Origin of the sequence: Flavobacterium crocinum, assembly GCF_003122385.1 — a bacterium.
Lineage (GTDB): Bacteria > Bacteroidota > Bacteroidia > Flavobacteriales > Flavobacteriaceae > Flavobacterium > Flavobacterium crocinum.
Map to the genome: position 1 here is coordinate 5,650,979 of NZ_CP029255.1, position 22,249 is coordinate 5,673,227.

Sequence of the window (22,249 nt, forward strand, 5' to 3'; positions counted from 1 at the left end):
GAACATTAATTTTACTCTGCTTTTAAGCGAAGGTTATTAATTACCTTTTTAGGAGATTCAAACTCGTATTTAATTTTGTCGTTTTCTTTTACTTTCTGAACGCCTTCAAGTAAGATTTTGTCATTTTCATTAAGTCCGCTTTTAATCACGTATAAATCAGGAATCTCGCCTGTAATCGTGATTTCTCTAGAACTTACTTTGTCATCTTTCCCTACAATGAAAACATATTTTTTATCCTGAATTTCATAAGTCGCTTTCTGTGGAATTACAATAGCGTTTTTCAACGGAACATTCATCTGAACTTGTCCTGTCTCCCCATTTCTAAGCAGTTTTCCTGAATTTGGGAATCGTGCTCTAAAAGCAATATTTCCGGTTTCATTGTTAAATTCACTTTCTATAACTTCAACATTTCCTTTGTCTTTAAAAATATCTCCGTTAGCTAAAACTAAATTCACTTTGTTATCTGCACGATCTTTAATATTCGTTTCATAGCTAATATATTCCGGCTCAGAAACATTGAAATAGGCAAACATCTGACTGTTGTCTGAAAGGCTTGTCAATAACTCTCCTTCATCAATCAAACTTCCAAGCTTTAATGGAATTCTGTCGATTGTTCCGTCAAAAGGAGCTCTGATTTCTGTGAAAGATAAATGCAATTTTGCCAATGCCACTTCAGCTTTTGCAGACTGCAATTTTGCCTGAGCTACACTTAATTCGTTTTTAGAAACGATATTTTTATCAGCCAATAGTTTTGAATTTTGTAATTCAATTTCCACTGATTTTTGTTCTGCCTGTGCTTTAAGTAATTCAGACTGATACATGTTTGGCATAATTTTGAACAACAATTGTCCTTTTTTTACAAACTGCCCTTCATCTACATAGATGTTTTGTAAAAACCCTTTTTCCTGAGCACGGATCTCGATGTTTCGGACAGATCTGATCTGCGAAACGTATTCCTTCGTAAACGAAGTATCAATTTTTACCGGATTAGTTACAGTGAACTTTTCTTCTTCTTCTTTTTCTTCTTTTTTTTGTGTACAACTGGTTAAGCACACCAAGGCCATAAAGCCTGTGATCAAGATGATTCTTTTCATGATTTTTAAATGGAAATTAAGCGATTGAATGCCTGGAATACAAAGATTCCTTAAAGATGGAATGTAACATCAGTAAGCCCTGGTCTGACCTTAATTGTCATATAAGCGGAAGTAAGAAAAAAATATACAGCAGCAAGATATGCAGGATCGCAACTTAGGCAACCAATGTATATTTTAAAATCAAATTCTTAATACTCGTTGCGTAATGTATAAAGGATTTGAATGCCCAAAGAAAGGCGTAGAAATTTTAAAACGATTGGAATCATTTGCAACAGACTGATCTGAAAGAGCCAGATATAAATCGTCTATTAAACTGTAAGACGTCGCAAAGAATTTGTTCGTAAGTCCATCAACATCATCATTCCCTAGAAGATCTTCTTCAATATCAATATCAGTAGCATCTTCAATAGTTGAAGATCCACGATCCTGATTAGTAAATTTAACCCTATGTTTCTTTTCAAGATTATGGTGCTGAGGTAAGCCAAAAGTATTTGCATTAAGATATTGGCCTCCGCCGAACAGAAGCATATTCATGAATACTAAAAATACTATTAACTTTCTCATTTGGGTGCGAAAGTAATAAAAGATTGGAATAAAAAAAATAAAATAAGAAATCCTTAACATGTAATTGCAAGCGAAAACGTTTTCAATCCAAAATAAAATTATTCCTGTTTGCTGAAGGAGAAAAAAACAACCTAAAACACTTAAAAACAAACACTTAAAACAACACTTCCAGAATAGCAAATTCCTGTCCGGCTTTATTAAAAACTTCACCTGTATCGGTCATACCAAATTTTTCGTAAAATTGTTTTTTTTCTATTCTGGCATTACACCAGACTTTTTTCACTCCTTTTTCTTCTGCAACTTTAAAAATATGGCGTAATAATGCAGAAGCTATTCCTTTGCCCTGATAAGCGTTTAAGGTCGCTAATTTTCTAAACTGCATTACTTCACCATCAATAAAACAAGAAACTATTGAAACTAATTTATTGTCTTCATAAACACCATAATGCAATCCAAAATCATCCTCTTTTAACTGAACAAATTCAAAAGGCTGATCTGGCCACATTACTTCATGTCTTATTATCCAGGTATCAGCTGCTTCTATTTTTTTTATTTCCATATTACGCTATTTTTCAAGTTAGCCAAAAATAATTATTTACGGTAAAACCTAAAAATCCGAAAAGACTTTACGTTGTTGTATTCTAAAAAATTACAAAAAAATAAATCAGACAAATCATTCAATTTAAATCAATTATGATTATTTTTATGAAACCAAAATCAAATCCAGTCTGTTATGAAAAAATTATTTTTAGCAGTATTTTTATGTATTTACGCAAATGGATTCGCGCAGTTAATACAAGTCGGACCTCAGATTTCTACTAATATCACTTCTGTAAATACCAACAACTTTAGTTCAGACCATACCAACACCGGAATTGGTTTTGCAGCATTTGCACGAGTAAATCTTTTACTTTTTTATGGACAGGCCGAATTTGGTTATGCCAAATCTAATTTCAGCGTGTATCAAAATAGTGTTGGCGAAACCGAATTTAAATTGGGAGGAACAGACGCTTCCTTAATTGCCGGATACAAATTATTACCACTTGGAAAATTAGGAAACGTAAGGCTTTTTGTTGGCTACAACTGGAAAAACTACTCAGACATTAGTAAAAATAATGGTTTAAATTCTATTGCAATAGAAAAAAATAACCATAGTATAATTGGCGGAGCTGGCGTAGATATCTGGAAATTGACTTTTGACGTAAGATATCTTGCAGGTCTAAGTGATATTGATTCTTCTAACGGCGAAATCAAAACTGGTGTTACCAATTTTTCGCTCGGATTTAAATTCTTGTAAAATATAGTTTTATAAAAAAAGGGAATCGATTGATTCCCTTTTTTATTAGTTTTTAATATAATAACTTTCTTCGTTATCACTTTTTATTTTTTCTATTCCATCTTCGGTTTTAACCGCTACGTTAACAACATGAAGAACATCTGCTTTTTCACTAATACTGCAGTTCCAAATAGTACCATCAGAAAGGATAATCTCTGAAAATGGTGATACTGTATTGTTTGCATCATTGTAAATTAAGTTTTCTGTTTTTAAAAGTTTTTTTGTTTTCGTTTTTTTATCTACTTCATAAAACAAAATCTGATCTTCTTTAATTTCAATCAGTTCTTCAACCGTAGACTGATTTTCATTATTTACAGCGGTACTTGACCAAACCGGCTGATTTCCTGATTTTTTCCAGGTACCAACTGCCTGATCCAGGATTTCTTTTCGTAAAACTTCACGTAAAGTATCTACTTTTTTAATTGCTTCCTGACCTATTTCGCTTTCAGGTTTAATATTGGCAGCCAAAGAAAATAAATCAATAGCTTTAGTAAAATCAGCTTTTTTGTAGTAGGAAACAGCTAATTCATACTTGCTTTTTTGAAATGCAGTTTTTGGATCATTTTGTCCAAAAAATTGAAGGCTAATCAAAAAAACAATTAGGGGGAATGTTTTTTTCATTATAAATGGGGATTGATTTGTTGCTTTGCAAACCTAATTTTTTTGAATAATGTTTCCTACTTTTTTGATGCATTTTTAAACTATTTAAAATGAATCAAAATAAAAAGAGAACCTAAAAACATTAGATTCTCTTTTTATTTTGTTAAATTCTATTGTCAATTCGAAAATGAATTCAGGATTTCAATCGCTTTTTTTGCATCTTTTTTATTTACAAAAATATGATCGTGATAATAAGCTGCTACTACATTACAACTGATATTATTTTCTGAAAGAGCTTTAGAAAATGCCGCTGTTAATCCGACTGCTTCTAATGACGAATGTACGGTAAGTGTTATCCATGACATTGCAGGAGAATATTCCAACTTTAAAACGTCAGCTATTTCTTTTTTAAGGATTAAAGTAATGGCTTCTTTTTCCCTAAAAAACATCTCTACAACATTCAAATCAATGTTTTCTAATTTGTCTACTTTACAAAAAACATAATCTCCTGTATTCAATTCAGGTTTCATACTTTTTAATAATTGCTGTAAATCTTTCTCTCCGGACATTTTAATTACTTAACTATTAAGCTGTTATTTTTAGGAGTTGCATCCATAAAAATACCACCGTCAAGTTCTACTTGTTTAATTTTCTTTGTGCTTTTCAAAACAATTTTAGCTGTTTTTAGATTCTTTTCCCAAATTGCAGGTGTTTGATGTAAAGTTACTTTTGAATTATCTGCATAAGTAATTAGAACATCAAAAGGAATCGCAAAACCACCAATATTCTCTACTGTAATAACTTTATTATCAGCAGAAACACTTTTAACAGCAATATCTAAATAATGGTTTGTAAAGAACCAATTATTGAAAAACCAATTTAGGTTCTTTCCTGTTGCCGTATTGAAAGAATTAAAATAATCCCATGGAATTGGATGTTTTCCATTCCAGGTATCCATGTAATCATGTAATGCTTTTTTGAACAAATCATCACCTAACATATCTTTTAAAGCTAAATAAGACAAAGAAGCTTTTCCGTATGAATTATTTCCATAACCGGCTCCCGAAACTTGTGTAGACATTGAGATAATTGGCTGATCTTCTTCGGTAGAACGATCATTAATATACCCTTTTACTCTAAAATTTTTATAGAATTGATCTGCTGCTTCCTGACCATGTTCTGCAATTCCAATTAAATATTCAAAAGTAGTTGCCCAGCCTTCATCCATAAAAGCATAACGTGTTTCATTAATTCCCATATAAAAAGGAAAATAGGTATGTGCCACTTCGTGATCTTGTACCAATTGAGCAAATTTTGCATCTCCCATTTGTGAATCATTACACATCATAGGATATTCCATGTCTGCAAAACCCTGAAACGCTGTCATTTTCGAAAATGGATATGGAACTCCAGGCCAATTATTAGAAAACCAGTCTAAAGCATATTGATTGTTTTTAACGGAATTTACGAAATCTGTTCCCTTAATATCATAAGCTGCCTGAACACTAGCGCGACGATTTGTTTTTTTATCAACTATTACGCTGCTTGCATCCCATAAGTAATGATCGCTTAAACCAAAGGTAACATCGGTAATATTTTTAGCCTCGAATTTCCAAACGTTCCAATCGTATTGTTTCGTTACGATTCCGCTTTGCATTTCCTGTTCGTTTGCAATATGAAGAATCTCATCTGTTGTATAAGATTTTTTCAAACGAGTAGCAAACTCAGGCTGTAAAACCTCATCCGGATTTAATAAATCTCCTGTCGCGTAAACTACATAATTTTTGGGTGCTTTTACAGAGAAAACATAATCATTAAAATCATTATAAAACTCCTGACGATCGGTATGCGGCAACATATCCCAGCCATTATAATCATCATAAACCGAAACACGCGGATAACTGTAAGCTACAAAAAAAGTAGTTTCGTCTATTTGTCCTTCCCTGCCGCTTTCTTTAGACAAAGGATAATTCCATTGAATATTTATAATAGTTTTAGAATGCGGTAAAATCGCTTTTTTCAATTTTACAGCTCCAACAGTCCCCCATTTTCTGGCATTCTCGTTATAAACTTCATTTTCTATTTTTAATGAAGTAATGGTTAGTCCGTCACTTAAAAAATCGTCGCTTACAATGCTGCCACGCGGAGATGAAGGTTTATGAAGATTGTTTACAAAACGAATAGCCAGACTTCTTAAAGTATCTTTGCTGTTATTTTCATAAATAATAGTTTCAGTTCCGCTTACCACTTTTAGCCTGGGATCAACTGCAATTTCCATATTGTACTTTCCGTGATTCTGCCAGTAGTTTTTTCCTGGTTTCCCATCTTTAGAACGTGTTCCGTCTGCGTAAGCTTGTTTTATATTTCTTGGCATATAAAGCTCCTGAGCAAAGTTATTCTGAGCAAAAAAAACAAATGCTATTACTGCAAAATGCAATATTTTCTTTTCCATAAGTAATTCTTAGGTCTTATAATTAATTATTGATAACAAATTAGTGAACATCTTTCGACTAATGTTACAAAGCGATGCAAATTTAATTATTAATTGTGAATTGTTAATGGTGATGATTTATAGTTTATTGTTTGTAGTTGGACTTTGAACCTAAAATAAAAAACTTAGAATCTTAGCAGCTCAGAACCTTAGCATCTTTAAAAAGCATCTCAAAAAAAAACCGTCTGCCACCAAAAGGCAACAGACGGGTATCTACAATTAATATATAACCTTGATGACTACAAAATATAATCGGTATTAATAAAATTCGATTCTTTGCTGTTAAGCAATTCCTGCAGAATTTCATTATTATAACCGATATCTTTTGAAGCGACAAATGTACGAATGGAGAAAGAACGCAAAGCATCCGGAATACTCAAAGTTCCTACAGCAGAATCTTTACGACCTGTAAAAGGGAATGCATCCGGTCCTCTTTGGCAAGAACTATTTAAGTTCACTCTGCAAACTAAGTTTACCAATGCGTCAATAAGTGGTGCAAGTGTTTTAATGTCTTTACCAAACAAACTTACCTGTTGTCCGTAGTTTGATTCAGCCATATCTTTCAATGGTTCTTTAATATCTTTGAACGAAAGAACAGGAACAACAGGTCCAAATTGCTCTTCGTGATACACTCTCATTTCTTTATTTACTGGAAACAAAACCGCTGGGAAAATATAATTATCCGTATGTTTTCCTCCTTTTTCATTGATGATTTTTGCTCCTTTTCCAGTTGCATCATCAATTAATCCCTGAATATAACCAGGTTTTTCAGATTCCGGAAGTGGTGTCAACGAAACTCCATTATCCCACGGATTTCCAAAAACTAAACTATCTACTTTTTCAGCAAAACGTTTGTTGAATTCTTCTCTGATAGATTCGTGAACATATAATACTTTTAAAGCTGTACAACGCTGTCCGTTAAAAGACAAACTTCCTGTAATACATTCCTGAATAGCCAAATCCAAATCGGCATCCGGTAGAATGATCGCTGGATTTTTAGCTTCTAAACCTAAAATCAAACGCAATCTGTTTTTGTTTGGATGCTGATCCTGCAAAGCAATAGCTGATTTACTGTTTCCAATTAATGCCAAAACATCAATTTTCCCTGATTTCATAATCGGAGAAGCAACTTCACGTCCTCTGCCATAAACAATATTAATAACCCCTTTTGGAAAACTGCTTCTAAAAGCTTCTAATAATGGCGAAATACATAAAACACCATGCTTAGCAGGTTTGAAGATTACAGTATTACCCATAATCAAAGCCGGGATCAATAATGAAAAAGTCTCATTTAAAGGATAATTGTAAGGTCCAAGACATAAAACCACTCCAAGAGGTCCACGACGAATCATCGCGTTTACTCCTTGTACTTTTTCGAAATGCGAACTTCTACCGTTTAATTCTTTATAACTTGCAATAGTATCGTAAATATACTCAACTGTTCTGTCGAATTCTTTCTGTGAATCTCCCAATGATTTTCCAATTTCCCACATTAAGTATTTCACTACCTCTTCGCGGGTTTCTTTCATTTGTTTCACAAAATTCTCCATGCTTTTAATACGATCGGCGACTTTCATGGTTGGCCATAAGCCCTGCCCCATATCGTATGCATTGGTCGCAGCTTCAACAACTTCTGCTGCTTCTTTTTCTCCCATAAAAGGAATCGATCCTAATAAAGTCGGCGAATATTTTTCTGTTGAAGAAATAGTTGAAAACACAGGTGTGGTTTGCCCTGTCCATTGTTTCAATTCTCCGTTTACAAGATAAGTATCTTGGTTTATCAGCGTATTAATCTGATATTCTTCTGGTATAAAACTCATAGTTTGGTTATTTAATGGTCTGGTAATTCTATTTTCAAAAGAAAAAAGAGGCTTTTGTATGCCTCTTCTTCTTTTATGGTTGTACTGTTTCGCCTTCCCAATCCAGGATTCCGCCAAGCAGATTATAGGCATTTTGTATACCCAGTTCGTTCATGATCTGACAAGCTTTTGCGCTTCTAGCACCTGAACGGCAGTATACATAATAATTTTTATTTTTGTCTAATTCTTCGATTTCATAGATGAACCCCTGCCCTTTATTGATATCAATGTTTAAAGCATTCTCAATGTAGCCGTCATTAAATTCGTCTTCAGTTCTTACGTCAAGTATAACTGCATTTTCGTCAGCCTCTAACTGAGCAACCCAATCTTCTTGTGATAAATTCATAATAAAATGTGTTTTTGTAAAATTACGACGTTTCTATTTATAAAAAACGTACCAAATGCGATTTCGATTATTATTCTCAGAAAACGTTTTAGAGAAAGTATTATAATCAGTGATTTACAAATTTACTTACTATTTTTAAAAATTCACTCTACAAAATCGGTAGAAAATAGGATTTTTTCATTTACATAAAATTGATCTTAAATCTAGGATTCTGACAATTAATCCCAAATCAATCTATTATCTTTGTAAACAATTATAATTTTCAGTCTCTTTTTGATAAAATAAAAAAGAGAAGAACATTAAAGTTTTTTAATTCCAACCATTAAATAATGAAGAAAATTAAGTTTCATTAAACTTAATCTCTGACTGGTAAAATATTGTTTTCTATTTTTTATAAACATCTCTAATGCAAAATTCATTAAAAACTATCTTTCCTAATTTCTCTAACGAACTTATTGCTACTATCGAAGAAAATGGAAGTCTTCAGGATTTTGAGGCCGGAACTATTTTAATGCGTACTGGACAATATATTAAGAACACCGCTTTAATTACCAAAGGCAAAATCAAGATTTATCGTCAGGGCGAAGATGGAGGCGAATTTTTATTGTATTATTTACAACCGGGTCAGGCTTGTGCAATTTCAATGATTTGTACAGCGAAAAGTGAGAAAAGCCAAATTATGGCCAAAGTAGTTGAAGATGTTTCGGTAATGATGATTCCGTTACAATCTATGGACAAATGGATGATGGAACACAGAAGCTGGTACGAATTTGTCATTGAAACTTACAGAAGCCGTTTCGAAGAAGTTCTGGAAGTAGTAGATAATATTGCTTTCCGTTCAATGGACGAACGATTAGAATTTTATTTGAAAAGACATTCTGATGCCTGCGGTTGTTCTGAAGTTAATCTTTCACATCAGGAAATCGCAACCGAATTGAATACTTCGCGTGAAGTGGTTTCCAGATTATTAAAAAAAATGGAACAGCGTGGTTTGGTTAAACTCAACCGAAACCAAATTGAGTTACTAAAGTAAAAGTTTTTGTTTGCCACAGATTAAAAGGATTAAAAGGATTTTTATGCTGTGCGTTTAATTTGTTGTCCGCAAATTTACATTCATTTTTTTGTCATATTAAGCGAAATCGAAATGCTTTTTGAGTTCTCGATTTCGCTCGAGCTGCCAAAGGCAACATCCAAACAAAAAGAAATCTTTATAATCCTTTTAATCTGTGGCAAAAAGAAAATTCGCGAAAATTTGTGTAATTCGTGGCGAAAAAAAATCTTCTGTGATAAATGTTACTGTAGGTTTCTAATTTCCGAAGCAACTTTGCATTAAAATAAATGCAATGGAATATTTAGGCTTTTTTGCTTCAATCATAATCGGAATTACTCTTGGCTTAATTGGCGGAGGCGGCTCTATTTTGACTATTCCAATTTTAGTTTATCTGTTTAAAGTAAATCCGGATCAGGCAACTTCTTATTCGTTGTTCATTGTAGGTTTAACCGCTTTATTTGGAAGCTATAGCCACTACAAGATGGGTAATTTAAAACTAAAATCTGCTTTGTATTTTGCAGTTCCTTCGGTCGTCTCTATTCTGATTATCCGCGAAGTGATTTTTCCTCAAATAGCCAAGACACTATTTTGTGTAGCATCCTATACAGTTTCAAAAGATTTTTTGATTATGGTAATCTTTTCAGTCTTAATGATTACTGCAGCAATTTCGATGATTAAAAAAAATCAACCCGAAATAAAATCGGCAGAAACCAACTACTTACAATTAAGCTTCATCGGATTTCTGGTTGGAATCGTAACCGGATTTCTTGGTGCCGGCGGCGGATTTTTAATAATTCCCGCTTTGCTTTTTTTCGCCAGGTTACCAATGAAACAAGCCGTTGGAACCTCACTTTTGATCATTACTATTAATTCATCAATAGGTTTTGCAGGCGATTTATACATTGGCACTCCAATAAATTATACTTTTCTTTTAAGTGTATCTGCAATGGCATTAATCGGAATGTTAATTGGAAGTAAGCTTTCTAAAAAAATAGATGGCACAAAATTAAAACCCCTTTTCGGTTGGTTTGTCCTTGTAATGGGATTTTATATTATTACAAAAGAAGTATTGTTTTAAAGTAATACGAAGATCCAAAGGATCAGCGTAGTTTTTTTTATATTTTGAATTTAGTTTTACTTGTAGAGTAATCTTTGTCAAAGCCTAAGCTTTGACAAAGATGAAACTAAAAATTTTGAGTAAACTAATTTAGATTTCTCCAAATCTATCTTTATAACGTTCCAGTTCAATTTCAGTTTTATTCAAAAGTCTCTCTAACAACTGTATTTTATCTTCGTAAAGCTCTCTTAAAACCGAAGAATTATCAGCATTAATTGATATGTTTCCGTTATTATTTCCATTGTTGTTTCCTGTAATTTTATTAAAATTACTAAAGTACTTATCGTACTCAAAACTAATTATATCTTCGACACTGACATCTAAAATCCTTCCTATTTCTACTAACTTTTCGTAACTCAAAGAAGTCTTTCCTTTTTCAATTTTGCTGTAACCCGCTTGCGTTACACCTAATTTGTCTGCCATGTATTCCTGAGTATAATTCTTTAACTCTCTAATGTTTCTGATTTTGTTTTTAATTGTTGCGGCCATAATTTTCCTGATTTGGGGTCATGTATAGTTAAAACAGCCAGCCGTTAAAAATAGTAACGACATAACTATACTTATTTTTGGGTATTCTAAAGCTACTATATTCTAAGTAATTTATATAGTAGAAATTGGTTAAATTTTTCTTTTGGTAATAAAATAACCGTACATGAAAGCTGCTATTATGAAAACAAAATCATAAAGTGCAATCTCAAATACAAACATTTTTTAATTATTTTATTACGCAGTTCTTCCTATGTTTCTTTCAAACTGAAGACCTAAATACTGATCGATTTGTTTACCGATTAAAACACGATCTTTTGTAGCTATTTTTGTTCTTATTTCTTTTTTATAAATATCTTTTACAAAAATAAAATACTCGAACTCATTATTATTTTTAAACCGGGATGCTATGATGAGTGCATAACATAAAAGTGCAGGAATAATATAATATAAATCCATTAAGTTGGAAAAAATCATGCAATAATAAGTTGCTCCAGTTACAGCAATAAAAGCACCATTCTCCAGAAAATACTTTTTCTTTTTTTTGAGAAGTCTCAGTTCTCTAATTTCATTAAATTGATACTGCCATTCTTTAGAATCGTAATCGAATTTAATCTTGTCGGGTAAAATTTTTAAGGGCATAACTCTAGGTAGTAAAAAATAAATTTAAGTTTTTTTGGAAATCACTTTTTTAAGAATCCTAGGGGAAAAAAATTCTTAGATACGCAATATTAAGCAATAACTTCTTTTTTTTCTTACACCGTAACTTATAGAATATAACTATTAGTTGTAATTAAATCTTTAATTGACGATTATGTTTATAAAATGGGCTTATTAAGGACATTTTATTTTGTAATTCTGTCAAAAATCAAAATAAAATTCTGTTCATTCCCAAAAAACAAACAGATTTCGCATTTGATGTTGTTTTATTATTCTTTTAGCAGTTTTGGCAAATTTTCCGCCTTCTCTAATAAGGATCAATATGATTTACTTTTTTTGGGCGTTTCCTTCGGCCGGGCTATCCGCTAAATTCCCGATTAACAAAAACTACGGCTAAAAAGCCTTGTTTTTCTAAATCGGGAGATACCGCTCCTATCCCTAACGCAAAATAAGTCAGAAAGTCGTTTTCGGTTTTAATATTCTTCTCAATTGACTCCATCTTTAACAGAAGACAAACAAATCTTTGTAAATAAAAGACTGTAGCCAAACTTCTCGATTTTGGCTAAAGCCAAATCATTTACCTAAACAAAAACCTCCAGTTAAAACTGGAGGCAATTCATGTTATTTTTAACTCAAATAATAATTTGTGAAAATTTGTGCAATTTGTGGCTAACAAAAAAATCAATGTTCTCCATATCCAATATCGTCCATTTTCCCACTGAAAACGCGATATTGAATTATAAAATAAATAATCACCAGAAACAGAGCTATAAAAAACCAGCTCAATCCGGCATTCAATCCATATTCATGCGCTGCAGTATTATAAATTGTTAAGGACGGATTCACTTTATTGGTTGAAGGCAATACATTCGGAAAAATCGAAACAGCTGTCGAAGCAAATCCTCCAACTAAAAAGAACGTCGAGAATAAAAATCCATGACCGTCTTTTTTAAAGGAACGTACTTTAAACAAACCTAAAATCCCAACAAAAGTCAACAACGGAAAAAACCAAAGAATCGGGTTTTCAACGAAATTATGAAACGGTTTAGGTTCAATAAAATGCCAGATCTGAAGCGAGATACAAACCAGAACCAGCAAAACAATATTCAAAGCAAAAACCACTTTTTTCAATTTCGGATTTAAAGCTGAATTCGTTTTATAAATAATCCAGTTTGCCCCGTGAATCGTTAAAGCCACAACACTTACAACGCCAAGAAAAAGCGTAAACCAATCGATAATTCCCAATTCATTTGCCTGCGGACTAAACGTTGGATTCCATAAAGGCAGAAAGAAAAAATGCGGTTCTTGCGTAGAGACTCCGTTTTGCACCATTCCAAGATTGACACCACGAACAATATTTCCTAAAGCAATTCCGAAAAATAGTGCTAAAAGCAAACTTGCAATTCCAAATGCTTTATCCCAAATACTTTCCCACATATGATTGTGCACCTGTCCACGCATCTCCAATCCGATGGCACGAAAAATCAAAAGCCATAAAATCATAATCAACGGAAGATAAAATCCGCTAAAAGAAGAAGCATATAATGTTGGAAAAGCAAAAAACAAAACCCCTCCGGCCGCAATTAACCAAACTTCATTGGCATCCCAAAAAGGTCCAATCGCATTGGTAATTGCTTTTTTATCTTTTTCTGTATCGGCAAAAAATAAATGAATAATTCCTGCACCAAAATCATAACCGTCTAAAACCAGATAAACAGCCAAAATTCCCATTAAAACTACGTACCAAAAAAATTCCATATTTATATTTTTTCTGTTGAAAGTTCCACGTGATGCGGTCCTTTATTGATAATTTTCCCAACTAAAAGTAAAAACAGCATTCCCAGCAAAAGATATAAACCAATAAAGCCAAGTAAGGTAAACAAGGTATTTCCGGAAGAAACTGTTGGCGATGCTCCGGCTGCTGTTCTCAGTAAATTATAAACCAGCCAAGGCTGTCTTCCTAATTCGGCCGTGTACCAACCTGTAGTATTGGCAATGTACGGAAACGGCATCATGAACATTAAGGACCATAAAAGCCATTTAGTCTCAAACAATTTTCCTCTGATTAATTGAAGAAGTGAAATCACCATTAATCCAATAAAAACAGTTCCAAGTCCAACCATAATATGATAAGCATAATACAATCCCGAAATATTAGTTGGATGAAGATCTTCTTGAAACTGGTCTAAACCTTGTATTTCCTGATCCCAGTTTCCGTAAGTCAGGAAACTTAAAATGTTTGGAACTGCGATTTTATTATCCAGCTTTTTATCTTTAACATCGGGCTGACCGATTAAGACAATTTCGGAACCTTTCTTTTCGGTATGAAAAATTCCTTCCATTGCAGCAAAAGTCACAGGCTGGTATTTTACAACGTTTTTAGCTGCTAAATCGCCCGTTGGAACTGTGACAATAATGCTCGAAATCAATCCGAAGATTACTCCTGTTTTTAGAAATAATTTCCCAAAAGAAACATTCTTCTTACTTAAAATATAAAAGGCACCAATTCCGGCAACAACAAAAGAACTTGTTACCAAAGAAGCTGCCTGATTATGCAAATAAGAAGGCCAAAGCCACGGATTTAAAAATAAAGCCTGAAAGTTATTCAGAACAAATTTTCCGTTTTCCAAAATTTCATATCCAACGGGATTCTGCATCCACGAATGTGTGGCGATGATTAAGAATCCGCTGGCCCAGGAACCAATCATGATTAATAATCCGGTAACAAAATGCCATTTATGTCCCAACAGTTTTTCTCCAAATAAAAACAATCCTAAAAACGACGATTCGAGAAAGAAAGAAAACATTCCCTCCATTGCAAGTGTCTGACCAATGATTCCGCCTGTCAATTCGGAGAATTTTGCCCAGTTGGTTCCAAACTGAAATTCCATCGGAATTCCGGTTACAACGCCCATTGCAAAATTGAGGGCGAAGATTTTCATCCAGAAATGGGTGGCATGATTGTATTGTTCGTCTTTAGTTTTAAGAAATTTCCATTTGAAGTAAACAATGATGAGCGAAAGACCCATTGTAAGCTGTGGAAAAAGATAATGAAAAGTAATGGTGAACGCGAACTGCATTCGATCATAAAAGAGCATTTCTTCCATAAGTGGTAATTTGTTTATGAAGTTCCACAAATTTAACCATTACAACCCGAATTAACGCCCTTTAAAAAAAGTTTATCGGCTGATATTTGTTAAACTTTTCAACAATTTTGTCAAAGTTTGTCATTTCGACCGAAGGGAGAAATCACACTAGAAATTCCGCAAACAAAATCTCCATCTTTGTCGATCATCATGTGTGATTTCTCCCTTCGGTCGAAATGACAAGATTATCTATAGATTTACGTGATAAAACATAGCCCGCGGTTTCAACCGCGGGAAACGTATCGTGATTATGCATGAGTTCCTGCGGTTGAAACCGCAGGCTATATTTAATTATGTTTGATTATTTCTTCAAAATCCCCTTTTCTACGCTTTCATTAATCAAACCTTCAGCATAATTCCATAAAGTTGTTGATCCATTTTTTATGACGCTCTTTTTCTCGTAAACCTTATCATAAGTCACTCCAAATTCTTTCCAGGTGCCACCGTTGTTAGAAGTATTTTGCAATAAAGGTTCTAATCTGTCCATTGATCTGGCAAATTTGGCTTCGTTGGTTTCACCTGCTTCAAATTCCTCCCAAATCGCAATAAAATTTTCAGCTTGTTTTTTCGGCAATAAACCAAAAATTCTGTTTGCAGCCAAACGTTCTTCATCTGTATTATCATGACTCTTTACAGTATCATAAATAAAAACATCTCCTGCATCAATCTCTACAATATCGTGTATCAAAACCATTTTTACGACTTTCAAAACATCAATTGGTGTATTGGAATGTTCTGCCAGAACAATTGCCATTAACGCTAAATGCCAGCTGTGTTCAGCATCATTTTCACATCGGTCACTGTTAAACAATTTCGTTTTACGCTGAATGTATTTTACTTTATCAATCTCTTTTATAAAAGCAATTTGATCTAATAAATCCTGAGTATTCATATAACTGATTATTTTTTTTCTTAAAAATGACATTGGTCATATGCAAAATTAAAGCTTAAAGCGTAATTGCTCAACTTTAAATCACTTTATATAACTCCTATGGCAAAATCCACATTATTTTTTAACAGAAATCAAATTTCTGTAACATTAGTCACCTATTTTAACGGAAAACAAAGTTATCTTTGTACCCCACATATTTTAGATTTCATATCATGAAAATAGAACAAATTTACACCGGATGTTTAGCACAAGGTGCTTATTATATTACCTCAGATGGTGAAGCCGCTATAATTGATCCTCTTAGAGAAACGCAGCCTTATTTAGATCGTTTGGAGAGAGACAACGTAAAGTTGAAATACATTTTTGAAACCCATTTCCACGCCGATTTCGTTTCCGGACACGTTGACTTAAGTAAAGAAACTGGTGCTCCAATTGTTTACGGACCAAACGCTGCCTGCGAATTTGATTGCATTTCTGCAAAAGACGGACAAGAGTTTAAAATCGGAAAAGTAACTATTAAAGTTTTGCATACTCCTGGTCACACTATGGAGAGTACAACATTTTTACTTGTTGATGAAAACGGAAAAGATCACGCCATTTTCTCAGGCGATACTTTATTTATCGGAGATGTCGGCCGTCCGGATTTAGCACAGAAAGCAGCCGGAATGACACAAGACCAACTGGCAGGAATTTTATTTCATTCTTTAAGAGATAAAATTATGACACTTGCCGATGATGTGATTGTTTATCCAGCGCACGGTGCCGGAAGTGCCTGCGGAAAAAACATGAGTAAAGAAACCGTTTCGACTATCGGGAATCAAAAAGCTACTAATTATGCTTTGCGCGCCAACATGACCGAAGCTGAGTTTATTCAGGAAGTTACAGATGGTTTATTGCCTCCTCCTGCCTATTTCAGTATGAACGTTGCTATGAACAAAGGCGGATACGAAAGTTTTGAAACCGTTTTACATAACGGAATGAAAGCTATTAACGTAAAAGAATTTGAAGCAGTTGCAGAAGAAACCGGCGCTCTAATTTTGGATACAAGAAGTGCAGCCGATTTTCACAAAGGTTTTATTCCACAATCCATTAATATTGGAATCAATGGTGATTTTGCACCGTGGGTTGGAACTCTGATTGCCGATGTAAAACAGCCCATTATTTTGGTTACAACAGTTGGTATGGAAGAAGAAACCGTTACGCGTTTAAGCCGTGTTGGTTTTGATACTATTATTGGACATCTGGAAGGCGGTTTTGAAGCATGGCAAAAAGCAGGTTTTGAAGTGGATACTGTAAACCGAATCACAGCAGAACAATTTGCAAACGAAGTGAATATCGAAACTGATAAAATTATCGACATTCGTAAAGAAACAGAATACGCAGCAGAACATATTGAAGACGCGTACAGCAAGCCTCTTGCTTATATTAATGACTGGGTAAAAGATATTAACCCAAATGAGCATTTTTATCTGCATTGTGCCGGCGGTTACAGAAGTATGATTGCTGCTTCTATTTTGCAAGCACGCGGTTTCAGAAATTTCTCTGAAGTGGAAGGCGGTTTTGGAGCGATTTCAAAAACCAATCTCCCAAAATCTGATTTTGTTTGCCAAAGCAAAACATTAAACGCATAATTTTAAGGTACAGAGATACAAAGGTGCAAAGCGACAAAGTTTTTACCTTTGAACCTCTGTCCCTTTGAACCTTTGAACCTAAAAAAATGAGCATACTAGACATTATTAAAGAACCTTGGCCTTGGTACGTAGCAGGCCCGCTTATTGGATTAACTGTACCGATTTTATTAATTATCGGAAATAAATCTTTCGGGATTAGTTCTTCCCTTCGTCATATTTGTGCGGCTTGTATTCCTGCAAATATTTCCTTTTTTAAATACGACTGGAAAAAAGAAAGCTGGAATTTATTCTTTGTTTTCGGAATATTCCTTGGCGGAGTTATTGCTGCCTATTTGCTTTCTAATCCAAATCCGGTCGAAATTGCTCCGGAACTTTCTGAGCAATTAGCGGGTTACGGCATCACGGATCATACTGGCTTAGTTCCTGCTCAACTGTTTTCCTGGGAAAGTTTATTAACGCTTCGCGGATTCATTATGATGGTTGTAGGCGGATTTCTGGTTGGTTTCGGAACGCGTTATGCGGGAGGATGTACCAGCGGACATGCGATTATGGGGCTTTCAAATTTACAATGGCCTTCTTTAGTCGCTACAATCTGTTTTATGATTGGCGGTTTTGTAATGTCACTTTTGATTTTACCTTATATTCTTTCACTTTAAAATTTCAAAAATGAATTTAGAAAATAAAAATACAGACGGCGAAGGAATTAATGCAAGCCAGAAAAAAGAAACGGCGTTTGCTAATCTGAAATACTTAATTGTCGGGATCTTTTTTGGAATTGTATTCGTAAAAGCCGAAATCATCAGCTGGTTCCGTATTCAGGAAATGTTTCACTTCCAGTCGTTTCATATGTATGGTGTAATAGGATGCGCTGTCGTAGTTGGATTAATTTCTGTACAATTAATTAAAAAATTCAACATCAAAACTCTTGATGGCGAAAAAATCGAAATTCAGCCAAAAACTTTCAATAAAGGACAAATCTATGGCGGGTTAATGTTTGGTTTCGGATGGGCAATTACCGGAGCCTGCCCTGGCCCGCTTTTCGCTCAAATTGGCACAGGAGCAACTGTAATTGTGGTTACTTTGGTAAGTGCGATTTTCGGAACCTGGGTTTATGGATTGATTAAGGATAAACTGCCTCATTAATTTGTTTCAGGTTTGAGTTTGAAGTTGATTTAACCGCAAAGTTCGCAAAGATATACGCAAAGTTCGCAAAGATTATTTACATAGCTTTGCGAACTTTGCGCTTTATACAACCTAATTAAAAAAGAATCTTGTGTGCTTTGCGGTTAAATATCTTTCTTCATCAATTTTTAATTTCATTTCGTTAAGTTTGCTTTAAACAAATAAGTCCCATAAAAAATATGAATCGTTCAGAGCAGTTATCCAAACTACAAAATACCGAAAATTGGGACGTAATAATTATAGGCGGAGGAGCAAGCGGACTAGGAACAGCCATTGACGCTGCAAGCCGAGGCTACAAAACCATATTATTAGAAGCTGTAGATTTTGCAAAAGGAACTTCCAGCCGAAGCACCAAATTGGTTCACGGCGGTGTGCGTTATCTGGAACAAGGAGACATTCACTTAGTCAGAGAAGCTTTAAAAGAAAGAGGATTAATGGCTCAGAATGCAGGACATTTAGTCAAAAATCAATCTTTTGTGATTCCGAATTACAATTGGTGGAGCGGTTACTTCTATACTATCGGATTAAAAATCTACGACTTGTTATCAGGTTGTTTGAGTTTAGGAAGTTCAAAGTACATTTCAAAAAAGAAAACTATTGAAATGCTTCCAAACGTCGAAGAAAACGGATTGGTAAATGGCGTTATTTATCATGACGGTCAATTTGATGATTCACGTTTGGCCATCAATCTTGCTCAAACTGCCGTAGAAAATGGAGCTTGTATTCTAAATTACACAAAAGTTGTCAATCTTTTAAAAGACAAAAACAATCAAATTATTGGCGTTGAAACAATAGACCAAGAAACCGGAATTACTTATAACTTAAAAGGTTCTGTTGTAATAAATGCGACTGGCGTTTTTACGAATGCCATAATGAAATTAAACGATACCGTTTACAAAAAATACATTGTTCCAAGTCAGGGAATTCATTTGGTGTTTGATAAATCTTTCCTCCCAGGTGAACACGCCTTGATGATTCCGAAAACCAAAGACGGAAGAGTTTTATTTGCTGTTCCGTGGCATAATCGCATTGTAGTTGGGACAACAGATACTTTGATCAAAAAACAAAGTCTGGAACCTATTGCATTAGAAAGCGAAATTCAATTTGTACTGGACACTGCACAACGTTTTCTGGCAAAAAAACCAACAAGAGCCGATGTACTTTCTGTTTTTGCAGGTTTACGTCCGTTGGCAGCTCCAAAAGAAGAAGGAAAAAGTACCAAAGAAGTTTCGAGAAGTCATAAAATAATTGTTTCTGAAACCGGCTTAATAACCATTACCGGCGGAAAATGGACAACGTACAGAAAAATGGCCGAAGAAATAATAGACAAAGCTATATTAAAAGGTAAGCTTCCTAAAAAGCTATGTATTACAGAACATTTAAGCATTCACGGAAATAAAACTACGACTTCTGCTGATAGAGAAAATCATCTTTATATTTATGGTAGCGATATTCCTCAACTATTAAAATTACAGGAAGAAAATCCTGAACTAAAAGAAAAGCTGCATCCAAATCACGAATTCACGATTGCCGAAGTCGTTTGGGCCGTTCGTTACGAAATGGCAAGAACAGTTGATGATGTTTTGGCCAGACGCGTTCGTTTATTATTTTTAGATGCAAGAGCAGCAATTCAATCTGCTGAAAAGACAGCCCGAATTATGGCTAAAGAATTGAATCGTGATGAAAATTGGATTAGTAAAGAAATCGAAGATTTTAATGAAATTTCGAAAGGATTTCTGCTTTCTGAGTTCAGAAACAGCTCAAAAATAGATTTTCAGAAGCTATAATTCTCCCTATTACATAAAAAAACAAGAACATTTTTGCTTTCAACAGTATCTTTTATTAAAAAAATGCTGCATAGTCAAATTTAACCATCAAAATTTTAGCTCAAAATTATTTCAAGGTTAAATACTTAAAAATCAATAAATTAATTCAAAATTTAAATTAATTTTATTCTGATTTTTAAATAGCATAATCTCTTCAGATTCTTACACGCTTTTATAATTAACAAATTTTTAACATGAAACTTGTATATACAACTATTAAAAGTTTTACATTTGTATATACAAATTATACACTTACGACTATGACAATTGAAGAGGTTATTAAGAGTACGGTTAAGATGGATAATGCGAAAAAAGTTATTCTGAATATCATGTACACGCAAAATGTGGTTCAGGATCATTTCAACGAGTTAATTAAACCGTATGATTTATCCGGAGAACAATACAATGTGTTACGTATATTAAGAGGGCAAAAAGGGAAACCTGCCAATATGTGCGTAATACAAGAACGAATGCTAGCCAAAACAAGCAACACAACAAGATTGGTAGACAAATTGTTATTAAAAGAATTTGTAACCCGAAATGTCTGTCCGGATAATCGAAGAAAAATTGAAGTCCTGATTACACAAAAAGGTCTTGATGTTTTAAAGGAATTAGATCCGAAAGTAGACGAACACGAAAAAACGTTTGCTGACAATTTAAAACCAGAAGAATTAGTTTTTTTAAATCAGTTATTAGAAAAATTTAGAACCAACAAATAAAATAAATATTATGAGCAATTTCGTAGAAAATCAAAATTGGAGATATGCAACAAAACAGTTTGATGCAACAAAAAAAATCTCTGATGCAGATTTAAATACTTTAAAAGAAGCCGTTAGATTAAGTGCTTCTTCATACGGATTACAACCATATAAAGTTATTATCGTTGAAAATCCAGCGTTAAGAGAAGAATTAAAAGCGGCAGCATGGGGACAAACTCAAATTACAGATGCTTCTCACCTATTCATTTTTGCAAATGATTTAAACCTTGATACTGTTTCTGTTGATAAATATATCAATAATATTAGTGAAACAAGAGGTGTTCCTGTTGATGCTTTAGGCGGATTCAGCGATATGATGAAAGGTGTTATTGCTAACTTATCTGCAGAAGCAAAACATATCTGGACTGCAAAACAAACTTATTTAGCTTTAGGAAACTTACTAAACGCCGCAGCCGAACTAAAAATCGATGCAACTCCAATGGAAGGTTTCAATGCTGCAAAATTCAACGAAATTTTAGGTTTCGATAAATTAGGTTTAAATGCCTCAGTGATTGCAACTGTAGGTTACAGACATGATGAAGACAAATCGCAGCATCAGAAAAAAGTTAGAAAATCTCACGAAGAATTATTTATCACACTATAATTATTTATTAATCAAATTCAAATTTTAATTTTAAAAACATGAAAAATTTAAAAACAATTGCAATAGCATTATTCGTAGCAGCAGCTGGAATTTCAGTAAACGCTCAAACTAAAAAAATCGATGTAAAAGCATCTACTATCAAATGGGTAGGTAAAAAAGTAACTGGAGAGCACTCTGGAACTGTAAACTTCAAAGACGGAGCTGTAGTTTTCAAAGGAAAAAAATTAGCTGGTGGTAACTTTACAGTTGACATGACTTCATTAACTTCTACAGATTTAACTGGAGAATACCAAGGAAAATTAAACGGACACTTAAAAGCTGACGATTTCTTCGGAACTGACAAATTCCCAACTTCTAAATTAGTTTTCAAAACTATCGGTGCAAAATCTACTGATGTTTACACTGTAACTGCTGATTTAACTATCAAAGGAATCACTAAACCAGTAACTTTTGACATCACTGTAAAAGGAAACACTGCTACAACTGCTTTCAAAGTTGACAGAACTAAATACGATATTAAATACGGTTCAGGTAGTTTCTTCGACGGTTTAGGAGACAAAACTATCAATGACGAATTTGAATTAGCAGTAGCTTTAAAATTCTAAT

23 protein-coding genes are annotated in these 22,249 nt (G+C 33.8%); 10 read left to right on the top strand and 13 right to left on the bottom strand.

The genetic code is table 11. The features are described 5' to 3' along the window. Positions 1-11: 11 nt before the first annotated feature. The 3 genes from HYN56_RS23935 to HYN56_RS23945 all read right to left on the bottom strand — a co-directional run bounded on the left by HYN56_RS23935 (position 12) and on the right by HYN56_RS23945 (position 2,217). Positions 12-1,094 (bottom strand): efflux RND transporter periplasmic adaptor subunit, encoded by a 1,083-nt coding sequence (locus HYN56_RS23935; protein WP_109194507.1) that lies wholly within the window; start codon positions 1,092-1,094, stop codon positions 12-14. 180 nt (positions 1,095-1,274) lie between these two features. Continuing rightward, positions 1,275-1,658: a hypothetical protein gene (locus tag HYN56_RS23940; RefSeq protein ID WP_109194917.1), complete on the bottom strand. Its 384-nt coding sequence runs from the start codon at positions 1,656-1,658 to the stop codon at positions 1,275-1,277. A 154-nt stretch (positions 1,659-1,812) separates the two neighbouring features. Beyond that, positions 1,813-2,217, bottom strand: coding sequence for a GNAT family N-acetyltransferase (locus tag HYN56_RS23945; RefSeq protein WP_109194508.1), 405 nt, complete (start codon positions 2,215-2,217; stop codon positions 1,813-1,815). Between the two features lie 174 nt (positions 2,218-2,391). On the opposite strand from HYN56_RS23945, the gene HYN56_RS23950 reads away from it, so the two are divergent. Continuing rightward, positions 2,392-2,955, top strand: a complete 564-nt coding sequence (locus HYN56_RS23950) for an outer membrane beta-barrel protein (RefSeq protein ID WP_109194509.1) — start codon at positions 2,392-2,394, stop codon at positions 2,953-2,955. A gap of 45 nt (positions 2,956-3,000) precedes the next feature. Here the strand turns inward: HYN56_RS23950 and HYN56_RS23955 are convergent, their stop codons facing one another. The 5 genes from HYN56_RS23955 to HYN56_RS23975 form a co-directional block, all read right to left on the bottom strand. Further along, complete coding sequence (locus HYN56_RS23955; protein WP_109194510.1) at positions 3,001-3,615, bottom strand: outer membrane protein assembly factor BamD; 615 nt, start codon at positions 3,613-3,615, stop codon at positions 3,001-3,003. 155 nt (positions 3,616-3,770) lie between these two features. Continuing rightward, a complete protein-coding gene (locus tag HYN56_RS23960) occupies positions 3,771-4,163 on the bottom strand; it encodes an ACT domain-containing protein (protein WP_109194511.1) in 393 nt (130 codons plus the stop codon). Between the two features lie 5 nt (positions 4,164-4,168). Beyond that, positions 4,169-6,046, bottom strand: coding sequence for a M1 family metallopeptidase (locus HYN56_RS23965; RefSeq protein WP_109194512.1), 1,878 nt, complete (start codon positions 6,044-6,046; stop codon positions 4,169-4,171). A 278-nt stretch (positions 6,047-6,324) separates the two neighbouring features. After that, complete coding sequence (locus tag HYN56_RS23970) at positions 6,325-7,905, bottom strand: NADP-dependent glyceraldehyde-3-phosphate dehydrogenase (protein ID WP_109194513.1); 1,581 nt, start codon at positions 7,903-7,905, stop codon at positions 6,325-6,327. Between the two features lie 73 nt (positions 7,906-7,978). Beyond that, positions 7,979-8,290, bottom strand: a complete 312-nt coding sequence (locus HYN56_RS23975) for a rhodanese-like domain-containing protein (RefSeq protein WP_091491996.1) — start codon at positions 8,288-8,290, stop codon at positions 7,979-7,981. A gap of 406 nt (positions 8,291-8,696) precedes the next feature. Between HYN56_RS23975 and HYN56_RS23980 the strand changes: the two genes are divergently transcribed. Together HYN56_RS23980 and HYN56_RS23985 are read left to right on the top strand one after the other, a co-directional pair. Then, on the top strand, positions 8,697-9,323 hold the full coding sequence (locus tag HYN56_RS23980) for a Crp/Fnr family transcriptional regulator (protein ID WP_091491998.1): 627 nt from the start codon (positions 8,697-8,699) through the stop codon (positions 9,321-9,323). Between the two features lie 310 nt (positions 9,324-9,633). Next, the gene (locus HYN56_RS23985; protein ID WP_109194514.1) at positions 9,634-10,419 is read left to right on the top strand and encodes a sulfite exporter TauE/SafE family protein; all 786 of its coding nucleotides are present in this window, start codon (positions 9,634-9,636) and stop codon (positions 10,417-10,419) included. Between the two features lie 129 nt (positions 10,420-10,548). Here the strand turns inward: HYN56_RS23985 and HYN56_RS23990 are convergent, their stop codons facing one another. The 5 genes from HYN56_RS23990 to HYN56_RS24010 all read right to left on the bottom strand — a co-directional run bounded on the left by HYN56_RS23990 (position 10,549) and on the right by HYN56_RS24010 (position 15,642). Next, entirely contained in the window at positions 10,549-10,947 is a 399-nt protein-coding gene (locus tag HYN56_RS23990) for a helix-turn-helix transcriptional regulator (protein WP_109194515.1), read from the bottom strand. A gap of 234 nt (positions 10,948-11,181) precedes the next feature. After that, a complete protein-coding gene (locus HYN56_RS23995; RefSeq protein ID WP_109194516.1) occupies positions 11,182-11,586 on the bottom strand; it encodes a hypothetical protein in 405 nt (134 codons plus the stop codon). Positions 11,587-12,285: 699 nt separating this feature from the next. After that, the gene (gene cydB / locus HYN56_RS24000; RefSeq protein WP_109194517.1) at positions 12,286-13,362 is read right to left on the bottom strand and encodes a cytochrome d ubiquinol oxidase subunit II; all 1,077 of its coding nucleotides are present in this window, start codon (positions 13,360-13,362) and stop codon (positions 12,286-12,288) included. A gap of 2 nt (positions 13,363-13,364) precedes the next feature. Continuing rightward, positions 13,365-14,711 (bottom strand): cytochrome ubiquinol oxidase subunit I, encoded by a 1,347-nt coding sequence (locus tag HYN56_RS24005; protein WP_109194518.1) that lies wholly within the window; start codon positions 14,709-14,711, stop codon positions 13,365-13,367. Positions 14,712-15,051: 340 nt separating this feature from the next. Continuing rightward, positions 15,052-15,642, bottom strand: coding sequence for an HD domain-containing protein (locus HYN56_RS24010; RefSeq protein ID WP_109194918.1), 591 nt, complete (start codon positions 15,640-15,642; stop codon positions 15,052-15,054). A 212-nt stretch (positions 15,643-15,854) separates the two neighbouring features. On the opposite strand from HYN56_RS24010, the gene HYN56_RS24015 reads away from it, so the two are divergent. From HYN56_RS24015 to HYN56_RS24045, 7 genes are all read left to right on the top strand, one after another. Next, positions 15,855-17,273, top strand: a complete 1,419-nt coding sequence (locus HYN56_RS24015; RefSeq protein ID WP_109194519.1) for an MBL fold metallo-hydrolase — start codon at positions 15,855-15,857, stop codon at positions 17,271-17,273. A gap of 86 nt (positions 17,274-17,359) precedes the next feature. After that, positions 17,360-17,929, top strand: coding sequence for a YeeE/YedE family protein (locus tag HYN56_RS24020; RefSeq protein WP_394336252.1), 570 nt, complete (start codon positions 17,360-17,362; stop codon positions 17,927-17,929). A gap of 10 nt (positions 17,930-17,939) precedes the next feature. Further along, positions 17,940-18,416, top strand: a complete 477-nt coding sequence (locus HYN56_RS24025; RefSeq protein ID WP_109194520.1) for a DUF6691 family protein — start codon at positions 17,940-17,942, stop codon at positions 18,414-18,416. A 218-nt stretch (positions 18,417-18,634) separates the two neighbouring features. Continuing rightward, positions 18,635-20,242, top strand: a complete 1,608-nt coding sequence (locus HYN56_RS24030) for a glycerol-3-phosphate dehydrogenase/oxidase (RefSeq protein WP_109194521.1) — start codon at positions 18,635-18,637, stop codon at positions 20,240-20,242. Between the two features lie 299 nt (positions 20,243-20,541). Next, complete coding sequence (locus HYN56_RS24035) at positions 20,542-21,000, top strand: MarR family winged helix-turn-helix transcriptional regulator (RefSeq protein WP_109194920.1); 459 nt, start codon at positions 20,542-20,544, stop codon at positions 20,998-21,000. Between the two features lie 10 nt (positions 21,001-21,010). After that, on the top strand, positions 21,011-21,643 hold the full coding sequence (locus tag HYN56_RS24040; RefSeq protein WP_109194522.1) for an NAD(P)H-dependent oxidoreductase: 633 nt from the start codon (positions 21,011-21,013) through the stop codon (positions 21,641-21,643). A 38-nt stretch (positions 21,644-21,681) separates the two neighbouring features. Continuing rightward, on the top strand, positions 21,682-22,248 hold the full coding sequence (locus HYN56_RS24045) for a YceI family protein (protein WP_109194523.1): 567 nt from the start codon (positions 21,682-21,684) through the stop codon (positions 22,246-22,248). The last annotated feature ends 1 nt before the right edge of the window (position 22,249 follow it).